The 13,271-nt window shown below is 43.3% G+C and carries 13 protein-coding genes; 10 read left to right on the top strand and 3 right to left on the bottom strand.

Going from position 1 to position 13,271, the window contains the following annotated elements; all coding sequences use genetic code 11:
• Positions 1–24: 24 nt before the first annotated feature.
• Positions 25–546 (bottom strand): type II toxin-antitoxin system YhaV family toxin, encoded by a 522-nt coding sequence (locus AB0756_RS17755; protein WP_038074994.1) that lies wholly within the window; start codon positions 544–546, stop codon positions 25–27.
• Positions 539–868: a hypothetical protein gene (locus AB0756_RS17750; protein ID WP_038074996.1), complete on the bottom strand. Its 330-nt coding sequence runs from the start codon at positions 866–868 to the stop codon at positions 539–541. The genes AB0756_RS17755 and AB0756_RS17750 overlap by 8 nt, the downstream gene beginning before the upstream one ends.
• Before the next feature lie 318 nt (positions 869–1,186).
• On the opposite strand from AB0756_RS17750, the gene AB0756_RS17745 reads away from it, so the two are divergent.
• The 3 genes from AB0756_RS17745 to AB0756_RS17735 all read left to right on the top strand — a co-directional run bounded on the left by AB0756_RS17745 (position 1,187) and on the right by AB0756_RS17735 (position 4,059).
• Complete coding sequence (locus AB0756_RS17745) at positions 1,187–1,672, top strand: GNAT family N-acetyltransferase (protein ID WP_038074999.1); 486 nt, start codon at positions 1,187–1,189, stop codon at positions 1,670–1,672.
• Between the two features lie 62 nt (positions 1,673–1,734).
• Positions 1,735–2,412, top strand: coding sequence for a pyridoxamine 5'-phosphate oxidase family protein (locus tag AB0756_RS17740; protein WP_050045950.1), 678 nt, complete (start codon positions 1,735–1,737; stop codon positions 2,410–2,412).
• A 192-nt stretch (positions 2,413–2,604) separates the two neighbouring features.
• A complete protein-coding gene (locus tag AB0756_RS17735) occupies positions 2,605–4,059 on the top strand; it encodes a RecQ family ATP-dependent DNA helicase (protein WP_038075001.1) in 1,455 nt (484 codons plus the stop codon).
• A gap of 38 nt (positions 4,060–4,097) precedes the next feature.
• Here AB0756_RS17735 and pheS read toward each other — a convergent pair whose 3' ends face one another.
• Positions 4,098–5,090: a phenylalanine--tRNA ligase subunit alpha gene (gene pheS, locus AB0756_RS17730; RefSeq protein WP_038075003.1), complete on the bottom strand. Its 993-nt coding sequence runs from the start codon at positions 5,088–5,090 to the stop codon at positions 4,098–4,100.
• A gap of 194 nt (positions 5,091–5,284) precedes the next feature.
• Here pheS and surE point away from each other — a divergent pair, with 194 nt between their 5' ends.
• From surE to secA, 7 genes are all read left to right on the top strand, one after another.
• Complete coding sequence (gene surE / locus AB0756_RS17725) at positions 5,285–6,082, top strand: 5'/3'-nucleotidase SurE (protein ID WP_038075005.1); 798 nt, start codon at positions 5,285–5,287, stop codon at positions 6,080–6,082.
• A 291-nt stretch (positions 6,083–6,373) separates the two neighbouring features.
• A complete protein-coding gene (locus tag AB0756_RS17720; protein WP_050045951.1) occupies positions 6,374–7,255 on the top strand; it encodes an MBL fold metallo-hydrolase in 882 nt (293 codons plus the stop codon).
• A 57-nt stretch (positions 7,256–7,312) separates the two neighbouring features.
• Positions 7,313–7,501 (top strand): hypothetical protein, encoded by a 189-nt coding sequence (locus tag AB0756_RS17715; protein WP_137986321.1) that lies wholly within the window; start codon positions 7,313–7,315, stop codon positions 7,499–7,501.
• A complete protein-coding gene (locus tag AB0756_RS17710) occupies positions 7,495–8,511 on the top strand; it encodes a bifunctional riboflavin kinase/FAD synthetase (RefSeq protein WP_063779510.1) in 1,017 nt (338 codons plus the stop codon). Before AB0756_RS17715 ends, AB0756_RS17710 begins: the two co-directional genes overlap by 7 nt.
• Positions 8,512–8,633: 122 nt before the next feature.
• Positions 8,634–9,542 (top strand): AAA family ATPase, encoded by a 909-nt coding sequence (locus AB0756_RS17705; protein WP_038087920.1) that lies wholly within the window; start codon positions 8,634–8,636, stop codon positions 9,540–9,542.
• A gap of 64 nt (positions 9,543–9,606) precedes the next feature.
• Entirely contained in the window at positions 9,607–10,146 is a 540-nt protein-coding gene (locus tag AB0756_RS17700) for a cytochrome c (protein WP_038087923.1), read from the top strand.
• Between the two features lie 327 nt (positions 10,147–10,473).
• The gene (secA, locus tag AB0756_RS17695; protein WP_038087926.1) at positions 10,474–13,269 is read left to right on the top strand and encodes a preprotein translocase subunit SecA; all 2,796 of its coding nucleotides are present in this window, start codon (positions 10,474–10,476) and stop codon (positions 13,267–13,269) included.
• Positions 13,270–13,271 lie beyond the last annotated feature (2 nt).

Here is a 13,271-nt window from a genome sequence, read left to right as displayed (position 1 = left end):
GTGGATGTTAGGATTATCTCAAAATTATTCTTGTTTATCTGGCGTTACTTCAGTCTCTGGGTTTAACAGTTCGATAGGACGGAAATCGACTTCCCCGACTGCCTCAAAATTTGCTAGCAGTTCATCCAAATTGTCTGGGAATGTTCCTTGCGCTACCATCTTAGTAAAAACTTCGTAACAGTCATTCTTGGCACCTTCTTTACGGGGAAACCCCAACCATAGAATCACAATAGCTTTTAATTGTGGAGTATCAAACGCCCGAAAAAACAAGCGGTATCTTTCGGGTAAACCCATCTTTTTCACTCGTCCATATTGTTTTAATGCCTTGGTTAAAACAAAATGAGATGCCTTGGGATCTGATGGAATTTTAGTTTCAATTGCAGTAGTAATTGCCGCAAATAGCTTTACGCTTGCATGGAGTTTAAACTCTTTCTTTGGAAGTTTTTCTCGCAGATTAGAAACACGGTCAAACAACTCTTGATATTGAGTACCAAATAGTTGTGGGTGAAAATAAATCTCCCAACCATGACTGACAAACTTAGGCATCTTCTAGTAAATCATCCTCTAATTCCACACCCTCAATCAATTTATGAGCAGCCTCAGACATTTCTGTAGTATAGGGCTGTAAAGTATTATTTTTCAGCGCTTCTGTTAGTGCAAAATCAAGAAACAGCTTCATCAATAGCGAGTCTTCTGCATCATCCTCAGATTGTGGGACAATCCGCACAATTGCAGTATCTGGCGACAATACCTCTATCCAACCATTTGCATTAGCGAACTGGGGATGTTCGCGGTAAAACTCGGCAGGTAGACGAAATCCCGCACTATTACCAATTTTTGTACTGCGAATACTGTAAGAGTTACTCATTGTGGGAGTGTATGTACAGGATGTACTTACATATTAACAGTTTATGCACCACCAATTTTCTTAATAAACAAGGTTGTTTCAGTTCAAAAATTATAGGACTTACGCAAAGCCCCCCTTTTTAAGGGGGGTTGGGGGGATCGGCAACGCGTGAAATACCCAAAATATTGTTGAAGTTGCGTAAGTCCTAGCTGAGTTTGCTTTAGTTGTGACGACCTACTTAAGTGGACTTATCCAAAACGACAAAAGTGGCTCTTGTTAAAGACCACTTGGAAAAAGTATGAAAGATAAAGTAAAAGATTTCATCCTTCATACTTCTTTATGCCGATCGCACAACAAATCATTATCAAAGAAGCGACTGCATCAGAAGACTCCCTCATCGCCGAGCATTTCTATAAAATGTGGCTGGATCTGGGAGTTCCAGATGATGCGTTCGCTCCCGATTGGTTGGATATTTCCCTTAAGTTTATAGAACAGGCTCGGCAAGAGTTATCCTATAAAGCTTTTGTGGCAGAGGTTGAAGGTAACGTTGTTGGTTCTGCCAGTTGTCAAATCCACAACGGTCTCTACCCTAACATTATCAAGCAACAACACCGCAAATATGGATATATTTGGGGAGTTTATGTTGAACCTTCATACCGCAGACAAGGAATTGCCAAGCAACTGACAAGTCAAACAGTAACCTATTTAAAAGAGATTGGTTGTACGCGAGTCGTTCTCAACGCTTCTCCATTAGGAAAACCAGTTTATGAAAGTCTTGGTTTTTCCAACAGCAATGCCATGCAATTAGATTTGTCAATTCTTTAAGAAGGTGGCTACTGTCCCCTCTAACGCTCACAGATGTTTTTTTACAATTGGAACGCACATTTATGACTACATTCAACAATCGTAGCGAGATAGAACAGTTGACTGTTACAAAACGCAATCAGATTAAGCGGATACCTCAACGCGGTCATTACGAATCTCAAGTCATCTACGAAATTTTAGATGAAGGGTTAGTTTGCCATGTAGGGTTTGTTGTGGATAACCAACCGTATGTTATTCCAACTGCATACGGTCGTGTGGGAGACGAACTTTATATCCACGGTTCTCCTGCAAGTCGCATGCTTCGTTCTTTACTTCACGGAATTGAAGTATGTGTCACAGTGACTTTACTAGATGGGTTAGTTCTCGCACGTTCTGCATTTCACCACTCCATGAATTACCGTTCTGTCGTCATATTTGGTACGGCAACTTTAGTACAAGATACACAACAGAAGTTAGAAGCATTGAAAGCTTTTACCGAGCATATTGTACCGGAACGGTGGGCAGAAGTACGGCAACCCAATCGTCAGGAATTAGAGGGAACTTTAGTGCTTTCCTTACCTATAACAGAAGCTTCTGCTAAGGTGCGGACAGGACCACCAAAAGATGATGAAGCTGATTATGCTTTACCCGTTTGGGCTGGTGTTTTGCCTTTAAAACTAGTTACAGAAGATGCAGTTCCAGATTCACGTTTGGATGCTGAAGTTTCTTTACCAAGTCATGTGCAAAACTACAGAAGATAGCTACAGATGTAAATACATTGTTTTTAAAATTGGTTACGTAACACCGTAACACCTAAGTAGAAGCTTCAATAATTAACAGAAATTGCGTATCAGTTACATGATACGCAATTGGCATATCTCAGTAAATAAAATTCCGGAGTTAGTAACTTTACGAAAGTAGGTATATATAATCACTTACAAAAAGTGCTACTTATGAATCACCCTGCCACAACATCTTGGAACGAAGTTCGGGCTGCATTTCAAAAGATCTGGGGTTATGAGGACTTCCGCCCACCGCAGGGAGAAATTATTCAAAGTTTGTTGGCGAAAAAAGACGCACTAATTATTATGCCAACAGGTGGAGGGAAATCTATTTGTTTTCAGTTACCTGCATTATTACAAACTGGGCTGACACTGGTGATTTCGCCTTTAGTGGCGCTGATGGAAAATCAAGTACGGGAATTACAAGAACGTAACTTAGCAGCTGCTCTTTTACACGGTGAATTGCCTTCGTTTCAACGACGCCAGACTTTGCAAGCTCTAGAAAAACAACAACTGCGACTGCTGTACCTGTCGCCGGAAACTTTACTCAGTTCACCTGTATGGGAAAGATTGTGCAAACCTCAACTGATCGTTAATGCCCTCATTTTAGATGAAGCACATTGTTTGGTGCAGTGGGGAGATACTTTTAGACCTGCTTATCGAAGATTGGAAGCCGTCAGACCCGCACTCCTGAAATATAAACCAGTGGGAACAACGATCGCGATCGCTGCTTTCACTGCTACGGCTGACCCCACAGCCCAAGCAACGATTCAACAAGTCTTACAATTAAACGAACCAACAGTTTTTTGCGTCAATCCTTACCGTCCCAATATTCATCCCTCGGTTCGCATAGCTTGGACCCCAAGAGGGAGAAAGCAACAGATTTTGAAGTTTCTGAAGGATAAAACAAAACAAACTGGCTTGATCTACGTTCGGACAAGGAGAGACAGTGAAGAGTTAGCCGCATGGCTGCAACAAATGGGTTACTCTACCACTAGCTATCATGCAGGGCTTGGTGCAGAAGAACGTCGCGCTGTAGAAGCAAAATGGCTGAGTGGAAAAATATCGTTTGTTGTTTGTACCTCGGCTTTTGGTATGGGAATCAACAAATCTGATGTGCGTTGGGTGATTCACTTTCACTCACCCTTACTGCTATCAGAGTACGTACAGGAAATTGGACGTGCTGGAAGAGATGGGAAACCAGCCCAAGCGCTAACTTTGATAAGTGAACCTACGGGATGGTTGGACCCGGAAGACAAACAAAGGCAAAAGTTTTTTGAAAAGAATTTGCGATCGCTCCAAAACTCCGCACAGCAACTCGTGAAAAAATTGCCTTCTACTGGTGAAGTAGCGACAGTAGCACGACAATTTCCCGAAGGAGCGATCGCTTTATCTTTACTGCACGCTAGCGGTCAACTCAAGTGGCTCGATCCATTCCATTACAAAATTCTTGCCAGTACAAAAACTCCACCCGTTACACAAGTAGGTGCTACCAAGCAGATGAACAAGTATCTTCTCACAAGGCAATGCCGTTGGGGATTCTTACTGAACGCTTTTGGTTTTCACCAAGAAGCCAACTGGCGTTGCGGACATTGCGATAATTGCTTAAAAAATTATGAATTATGAATTATGAATTATAAATTCTCAATTCATAATTCATAATTCTAAAATTGTCGTAAGAAACGTAAATCGCTGGCGTAGACGCGGCGAATATCATCGATTTGGTGGAGTACCATGGCAAAACGTTCTACTCCAAAGCCTGCAGCAAAGCCAGTATAAACTTCTGGGTCGTAGCCAACAGCTTTCAGTACGTTTGGATCGACCATCCCGCAACCCATCACTTCCAACCAGCGACCGTTCCATCGCAAGTCAACTTCTGCAGAGGGTTCTGTGAAGGGAAAATAGCTGGCGCGGAAGCGAATTTCCACGTCACCAAACATTTCTTGTAAAAATACTTTTACAGTTCCTTTGAGGTCGGTAAAGGTTAACCCTTCATCGACTGCTAAAAGTTCTATTTGATGGAAAACTGCTGAATGAGTGGCATCTACATTATCTCTCCGGTAGACTCGTCCGGGGGCGATGACTCGAATCGGTGGTTCTTCCGTTTCCATGTAACGAATTTGTACTGATGAGGTATGAGTCCGCAGGAGATTTCCATCTGGTAGATAAAATGTGTCCTGCATATCGCGGGCTGGGTGATCGGGTGGAGTGTTGAGTGCTTCAAAGTTGTAGTAATCTGTTTCCATCTCCGGACCGTTGGCTACCGTATAGCCCATACCTACAAAGATGTCTATTGCTCTATCGATTATCCCATTCAGCGGATGGACGCGACCTTGAGAACGGTAGATTCCTGGCATTGTTACATCCAAATTTTCAGCTTCTAGCTGTGCTTGAATTTGGGCTTTTTCTAAAGCTGTATGTTGTTGGTCTATCCTGGCTTGTAAGGCATCTTTTACCGTGTTTGCGATCGCACCAATTTTTGGTCTTTCTTCTGCACTCAGTTGACCCATACTTCGCAACAGCGCCCCTAGCTGACCTTTCTTACCCAGGTAGCTGACTCTTAGTTCCTCAAGGCGTTCTAATGTATTGGCGGCGGCGATCGCCTTTTCTCCTTCCTCTTGCAGTGCTAAAAGTTGCGCTTCTAAATTGTTAGTCATTAGTTAATAGTCATTAGTTAATAGTCATTTGTCATTTGTCATTTATAAAGGACAGATGACGTTAGCATGGCATCCACGAGCCAAAGACAGCGGCCAAGACCAAACTGTTGTTTTCTAGCACCCAGGACTAAACTATTATATGAGATTCTCGCTGTACCTCTTAATTAGCGCTCGCTAACCACTAACCACTAACTATGAAATTACTAATTAGTAATGATGATGGTATTTCATCTCTAGGTATTCGTACTCTTGCCAACACCTTAGCCGAAGCAGGTCATGATGTGAGTGTAGTTTGCCCGGATCGGGAACGTTCGGCTACCGGACATGGGTTAACGTTACACCAGCCAATTCGTGCTGAAATTGTAGAATCTATCTTTCACCCAAATGTCAAGGCTTGGGCTTGCGATGGGACTCCTTCGGACTGTGTTAAGTTAGCTCTGTGGGCTTTGTTAGAATCACCACCCGAGTTAGTTCTTTCTGGCATCAATCAGGGTGCCAATTTAGGGACTGAAATTCTTTACTCCGGTACCGTTTCTGCAGCAATGGAAGGTTTGATTGAAGGTATTCCCAGTATCGCTTTCAGTCTAACTAGCCGGAATAGTAAGGATTTTCAACCTTCTGCTGACTTTGCCAAAATTCTAGTGGGGCAAATTGAGAAAAACCCCCTACCGGAGTTGATGTTGCTTAATGTTAATATTCCCCCAGTTAAGTGGGAAGAAATTGCCGGAGTGACTCTTACCCGTCAAGGGGTGCGACGTTATGTCGATGTTTTTGATAAGCGAATCGATCCTCGTGGGAAAACTTATTATTGGTTAACTGGTGAAGTTTTGGAGGATATTGAACCACCCATTGGTTTGAATCTTTCTGAGAACATACCCATTGATGTTCGCGTTATCCGTGAAAACTACATCAGTATCACACCCTTACAATACAATCTGACCTATGCACGGGGACTGAGTGAATTGTCTAAGTGGGAATTTAAATTTCCGTAAAGTTTATTGAATATACGGAGAACTTCAATAAGTTGCTGAAATGCAACTGGGCAAAATTTAGGTTATAAAGTGAGGAGTCGATTTTGACGTTAAACGGTAGATAAATATTTGAAGATATGAAAATTCAGCTAAAAAGTTTTTTATCCCTAAAAACAAAAACAATGTTATATAGGGTGTGCTGTCTTCCTAATAAGTTTCTTGTCTAGAAAAAGCCTTAAGACAGCATAAACTTATTAATTAAAGTAAAAATTCTTTGTATTGATCGCCCACTCAGTCCAGCAAGCAAAACTCATGTCTAGGATAGAGAATTTATTTTCCGTGTATTTTTGGGGCGTTCGCGGCAGTATCCCCTGTCCGGGACCTGATACCGTTCGTTATGGCGGTAATACCCCTTGCGTTGAGATGCAAGTGGGCGGCAAACGCTTAATTTTTGATGGAGGCACGGGTTTACATGTTTTAGGACAATCTTTATTGTCCAAAATGCCAGTGGAAGCACATATTTTTTTCACCCACTCCCACTGGGACCACATGCAAGGGTTTCCCTTCTTTAGCCCTGGGTTTATTCCGGGAAACACGTTTCATATCTATGGTGCGATCGCTCCCGATGGCTCTACCATAGAACAGCGTTTAAACGATCAAATGCTGCATCCAAATTTTCCGGTTCCGTTGCAAATCATGCAAGCGAATTTATATTTTCATGATGTTATACCGGGAAACGCAATACACATTAATGATATTACGGTAGAGACTTCCCCGCTCAATCATCCTGGTGAAGCCGTAGGATACAGGGTAAACTGGCGTGGAAGATCGGCTGTTTACGTGACCGATACCGAACATTATCCTGACAGAATAGATGAAAATGTTCTGAAGTTATCTCGTGATGCTGATATCCTCATCTACGATTCTACTTATACTGATGAAGAATACCATTCTCTAACCAGACCTAAAATTGGTTGGGGACACTCTACATGGCAAGAAGCTGTGAAAGTAGCCCAAGCTGCCAATGTCAAAACTTTGGTTATCTATCATCACGACCCCTCTCATGATGATGAATTTCTCGATCGTGTCGGTCAAGAAGCTGCAGAAAAATATCCGGGGGCTGTCATGGCACGTGAAGGCATGGTACTTCAGATTCCCGTACCTGTTACCTTATCAGAATCTTTTCGGTGTTAGAAAATTCTTTGTTTAGAGGTGCATCAAGGAAGCAAAGGGGGATTTTGGATTAGATTGGTGAATAGAAGCTCATGCGCTTTTCGCGCACGCTTTGCCAACAGCCCTTCAGCAAAAAACGGTCAACTGCCAACTGCAAGCGGTTTGCTGTTAGCCATCGGTCATCAGCCAAAAATTATAATTAGGTTGATATCAGATCGCCAAGCTGAAAGCTTAAACATTTCTAAAATCCCAGAATCGACGTGCTAAATCTGTCTCAAAATGGGTTTTCTGTGTGGGTTACTTCTTCAACCGAACTGGCTCTAACACCAACGTGTGTTGCACTGGGCAAATTTGACGGCGTACATCGCGGTCACAAGCGGGTTATTCAACCCATATTGCCTGATGTTACGGCATCCTCACACGGCTACTCAACGGTTGTCACCTTTAATCCTCATCCTCAGGAATTTTTCACGGGTCTTGCCCGCACTTGGTTGACACCGTTGGATGAAAAAATTTTTCAGTTGCGATCGCTCGGGGTAGAACAATTAGTACTGCTACCCTTTGATAAGGAATTGTCCGCGTTACCTCCCGAACAGTTCGTAGAAAAAATTCTCATCCAACAATTACAAGCCAAACGGATTAGCGTCGGGCAAGATTTTTGTTTTGGCTCCAATCGTAGTGGGACTGCCAAGGATTTGCAAGTCTTGGCTGCCAAATTTGACATTCCCGTCACCATTGTTCCCATAGAAACTTGTGCATCTCCTGAAACCGCACTTAACAGTGATGTCAGCGATTCTTCCGATCGCCAGACTCGCATTAGCACTTCACTTATCCGTCAAGTCCTGCAAAATGGTGATATCTGTCAAGCAAACAAACTGTTAGGAAGACCTTACACGCTGATAGGTCATGTCATCAAAGGTCAACAACTTGGTAGAACAATTGGTTTTCCCACTGCCAACCTACAGCTGCCAAAAGATAAATTTTTGCCTAGCTTTGGGGTTTACGCCGTTCGTGTTTTCACTCTCAGTGAGCCACTGAACACTCCAGAAGATACTTACTTAGGCGTAATGAATATAGGTAACCGTCCAACAGTAAATGGTACGTATCAATCCGTAGAAGTCCATTTATTTGATTGGTCTGGCGATCTATACGGAAAAAAACTAGCAGTCGAGCTAGAACAATTTTTGCGCCCTGAGGAAAAGTTTTCTTCATTGGAAGCCCTAAAACAACAAATTCAGCAAGATTGTATTGCTGCAAGAGCATTTTTGGCTGGTTAGTTCTCAGTGATGGGTGGGAATACTGTAATTGGTTGTTGGTTAGCGGTGAGTCGTTAGTGGTTAATTGTTCCACTAACGACTCACCGCTAACAACTAACTACTAACAATTCCCTAATTTCTATATGAGACAAAAAATCGACGCTTTAACACAAAACTTGGGACTAGCCATTGTTGGTAAAGCTGAGGCAATACGTTTAGTACTAGTTGCCCTGCTAGCAGGTGGTCATGCTTTATTAGAAGATGTACCTGGGGTAGGCAAAACCCTTCTGGCCAAATCTTTAGCTCGTTCCATAGACGGAAAGTTTCAAAGGTTACAGTGTACTCCCGATTTACTCCCAACAGATATTACGGGTACCAATATCTGGAATCCAAAAAGCGGTGAATTTACTTTTCTTTCGGGTCCGGTATTTGCTAATGTCCTACTAGCAGACGAAATTAACCGTGCCACACCTCGGACCCAATCAGCTTTGCTAGAAGTGATGGAAGAACATCAAGTCACGGTGGATGGCGTTTCTCGTAACGTTCCCATGCCATTTTTCGTCATTGCGACTCAGAACCCAATTGAATATCAAGGTACCTTTCCCCTACCTGAGGCGCAGATGGATCGATTCATGTTGTCCTTAAGTCTTGGCTATCCCACTGAAGCAGAAGAACTTCAGATGTTGCAACGCCATCAAGATGGAATTAATGTTACCGATTTACAGCCGTGTATTTCTTTAGTAGAAGTGCAAGAGTTACAACAAATCTGTTCAAAAGTCAAGGTTGATACTTCGCTACAACAGTATATTCTTGAATTAGTGCGAGCAACACGACATGATGAGGAAATCACACTTGGTGTCAGTCCTCGCGGTACTGTTGCCTTACAACGGGCTACTCAAGCCCTAGCTTTTCTATTGGGGAGAGACTACGCCATTCCCGATGATGTAAAATTCTTGGCACCTTATGTTCTTTGCCACCGTCTTATACCGAGTGGAGGACGCAGGGCAAAAACTGTGATGGAACGATTATTGCGTTCTGTCCCCATTCAATAACTAGTGACGGGTAACCAGAGAGCGGTAACTAATCCAAAATCTAAAATTCCCAATCTCCAATCAAATGTCAAAGATTGTCAAACGTCAATTCCGCAATCAAAAATTAAAGGGAAAGCCGCTTGGCTTCCTCTTAGTCATTCTAGCTTGGAGTTTGGCTATGGGTTTAGCGATGGCATCTCATGTCCAAGGCGTACCGCCAACCTCTTCTGAAGTCGGTACTGTTGATGTCGTTCCCCCACAACAGCGACTTGGACAAGAATTGTATTTGGAAAATTGCTCGACTTGTCACATTCCCTTACCTCCCGCTGTTTTTCCCACCCAAACTTGGAAAAATTTGTTGGAGGACTCACAGCACTATGGAGTACAAATCAAACCATTAGTCGATCCGCCACGTATCCTAGTTTGGAGGTATCTTTCCGCTTTCTCTCGTCCCCAATTGCTAGAAGACGAACAAATACCCTATCGCGTCGGGAGTTCCCGTTATTTCAGAGCTTTGCACCCTCAAGTTAAGCTACCCAAGCCGATTCAAATTGGGAGTTGTGTCACCTGTCATCCCTCAGCCTCAGACTTTAATTTTCGTCGCCTCAGCCCGGAGTGGGAATAGGATATAGGGACAAGGAGAAATTTTCTCCCTTGTCTTCCCCCTCTCCCTTTTCCCCAATCCCTACTCCCCAAGGAGGGAAATCGCTACCTCTCCTCAGTTGGGCTTTACTGCTTCAACTCTGGGCAAAATGATACTATTGAAACAGTTTACATTTAAGATAAAAATTCAATCCAATCATTAGGAAATCTGATTGGCTGTTAATAATGCTGTTTTTGAGCGAGTTTTCATGACTAACCCATCTCAAACTAAGACTGGGTTTAGTTAAGTGTTTATAATTAATCCCAATCCTTAAATCCCCGTCCCCCTTAATTCTGTTCATAATCTGCCATGCTAAAAACTTTGTTGGGCGACCCCAACGCTCGTAAACTAAAAAAATACCAACCCTACATTACAGACATTAATCTTCTGGAAGAAGATATCAAAGCCCTTTCGGATGACGAACTCAAGGGCAAAACAGTCGAATTTAAACAGCGTCTTGGCAAAGGCGAAACTCTTGATGACATCTTACCAGAAGCGTTTGCCGTGGTTCGGGAAGCAGGACGCAGAGTCTTAGGGCTGCGTCACTTTGATGTTCAAATGTTGGGTGGTATTATTCTCCACTCAGGGCAAATTGCTGAGATGAAGACTGGGGAGGGCAAAACCCTAGTTGCGACATTACCGAGTTATTTAAATGCTCTTACAGGTAAAGGCGTTCACGTGATCACGGTGAACGATTACCTAGCCCGTCGTGATGCTGAATGGATGGGACAGGTACATCGTTTCTTGGGATTGAAGGTAGGGCTAATTCAGCAAAGCATGACGCCAACGGAACGCAAGAAGAATTACGATTGCGATATCACTTATGTCACCAATAGTGAAGTGGGTTTTGACTACCTGCGGGACAACATGGCGACATCCATGGCGGATGTGGTACAACGCCCATTTAACTACTGTGTGATTGACGAAGTAGACTCAATCTTAATTGATGAAGCACGGACACCGCTCATTATTTCGGGACAAGTCGAAAGACCAACGGAAAAATATCTCAAAGCAGCCGAAATAGCTCTAGCACTGCAAAAAGACGAGCATTATGAAGTAGACGAAAAAGCTCGTAACGTGCTGTTGTCGGATGAAGGTTTTGCACAAACAGAACGGCTTTTGGAAGTTAAAGATTTATTTAACCCAGAAGACCCTTGGGCGCACTTTATTTTTAATGCGATTAAAGCTAAAGAACTTTTCCTAAAGGATGTAACTTATATTGTCCGGAATGGAGAAGTGGTTATTGTCGATGAATTTACAGGTCGAGTTCTTCCAGGACGCCGTTGGAGTGATGGACTTCACCAAGCAATTGAAGCCAAAGAACGGGTAGAAATTCAGCCAGAAACTCAAACTCTCGCGACAATTACTTATCAAAACCTGTTTTTGCTGTATCCCAAGTTATCCGGGATGACGGGAACAGCAAAGACTGAAGAGGCGGAGTTTGAAAAAATTTACAAACTGGAAGTTACTGTTATTCCTACTAACAGAACGAGAAAACGCCAAGATTTGCCAGATATGGTCTTTAAGACTGAAGCAGGGAAATGGAAGGCGATCGCACAAGAATGTGCCGAAATGCACGCACTTGGAAGACCAGTTCTAGTGGGAACTACGAGTGTAGAAAAATCAGAATATCTCCGACAACTGTTGAGAGAAATGGAGATTCCCCATGAGTTGCTGAACGCCAGACCGGAAAATGTGGAGCGGGAAGCAGAAATTGTTGCACAAGCAGGACGTAAAGGTGCTGTGACCATTGCAACTAACATGGCAGGTAGAGGGACTGATATTATTCTTGGTGGTAATGCCGAGTACATGGCACGTCTTAAGATAAGAGAGTACTTCATGCCTCGTGTTGTCAAACCGGATGATGAAGATGCTTTTGGTATCCATCGGGCGGCTGGCTTACCCCCGGCGGGAACGGGTGGCGGTCAAGGCTTTGTACCCGGTAAAAAGGTGAAAACTTGGAAGGCGTCACCACAGGTATTCCCAACCCAGCTGACAAAAGAAGCAGAAAAGTTGCTGAAAGATGCAGTTGATTTTGCCGTGCGGGAGTACGGCGAACGCAGTTTGACAGAGTTAGAAGCTGAAGATAAGGTCGCTGTAGCCGCAGAAAAAGCACCAACTGACGACGTTGTGATTCAAAAATTACGGGAAGCGTACAACCGAGTTAAGCACGAGTACGAAGAGTTCACCAAAAACGAACACGATGAAGTGGTACAACAAGGCGGTTTACACGTTATTGGTACAGAACGTCATGAATCGCGCCGGATTGACAACCAGTTGCGGGGACGTGCGGGACGTCAAGGTGACCCCGGTTCGACAAGATTCTTCCTCAGCTTGGAGGATAACTTACTGCGGATTTTTGGTGGCGATCGCGTTTCACGTTTGATGACAGCATTTAACGTAGACGAAGATATGCCTATTGAATCTGGAATGCTGACCCGTAGTTTGGAAGGTGCTCAGAAAAAAGTTGAAACCTACTACTACGACATCCGGAAACAAGTCTTTGAGTACGACGAAGTGATGAACAACCAACGTCGGGCGATTTATGCGGAACGCCGTCGGGTTTTGGAAGGACAAGACCTGAAAGAACAGGTGATTAAGTACGCTGAAAAAACGATGGATGACATCGCTGACTACTACATCAACCCCGATTTACCTTCCGAAGAGTGGGAATTGGATAAGTTGGTTGAAAAAGTCAAAGAATTTGTTTATCTGCTAGCAGATTTACAGTCAAGTCAGCTAGAAGATATGTCAATGAGCGAGATTAAAGCGTTCTTGCACGAGCAAGTGAGGATTGCTTACGACCTTAAAGAAGCTCAAATTGACCAAATTCAGCCCGGATTGATGCGTCAAGCGGAACGATTCTTTATTTTACAAAGAATCGATACTTTGTGGCGCGAACACTTGCAGCAAATGGATGCTTTACGTGAATCTGTAGGATTGCGAGGTTACGGTCAGAAAGATCCGTTGATTGAGTACAAGAGTGAGGGTTACGAGTTGTTCCTGGATATGATGGTTAACATTCGCCGAGATGTTGTTTACTCCTTATTCATGTTCCAACCACAACCTCAGCCAATGATGCAAACATCTTCAGAGATGGTGTAGAA

This window comes from Tolypothrix campylonemoides VB511288_2, assembly GCF_045999855.1.
Lineage (GTDB): Bacteria > Cyanobacteriota > Cyanobacteriia > Cyanobacteriales > Nostocaceae > Scytonema > Scytonema bouteillei_A.
The sequence above is the reverse complement of the archived record's forward strand: the minus strand, read 5'-3'. Positions and strand labels throughout refer to the sequence as shown.

Bases quoted from the DNA above. Each gene is read 5' to 3' on its own strand.
- AB0756_RS17755 (WP_038074994.1), bottom strand. From the start codon at position 546: ATGCCTAAGTTTGTCAGTCATGGTTGGGAGATTTATTTTCACCCACAA.
- AB0756_RS17750 (WP_038074996.1), bottom strand. From the start codon at position 868: ATGAGTAACTCTTACAGTATTCGCAGTACAAAAATTGGTAATAGTGCG.
- AB0756_RS17745 (WP_038074999.1), top strand. From the start codon at position 1,187: ATGCCGATCGCACAACAAATCATTATCAAAGAAGCGACTGCATCAGAA.
- AB0756_RS17740 (WP_050045950.1), top strand. From the start codon at position 1,735: ATGACTACATTCAACAATCGTAGCGAGATAGAACAGTTGACTGTTACA.
- AB0756_RS17735 (WP_038075001.1), top strand. From the start codon at position 2,605: ATGAATCACCCTGCCACAACATCTTGGAACGAAGTTCGGGCTGCATTT.
- pheS (WP_038075003.1), bottom strand. From the start codon at position 5,090: ATGACTAACAATTTAGAAGCGCAACTTTTAGCACTGCAAGAGGAAGGA.
- surE (WP_038075005.1), top strand. From the start codon at position 5,285: ATGAAATTACTAATTAGTAATGATGATGGTATTTCATCTCTAGGTATT.
- AB0756_RS17720 (WP_050045951.1), top strand. From the start codon at position 6,374: ATGTCTAGGATAGAGAATTTATTTTCCGTGTATTTTTGGGGCGTTCGC.
- AB0756_RS17705 (WP_038087920.1), top strand. From the start codon at position 8,634: ATGAGACAAAAAATCGACGCTTTAACACAAAACTTGGGACTAGCCATT.
- AB0756_RS17700 (WP_038087923.1), top strand. From the start codon at position 9,607: ATGTCAAAGATTGTCAAACGTCAATTCCGCAATCAAAAATTAAAGGGA.
- secA (WP_038087926.1), top strand. From the start codon at position 10,474: ATGCTAAAAACTTTGTTGGGCGACCCCAACGCTCGTAAACTAAAAAAA.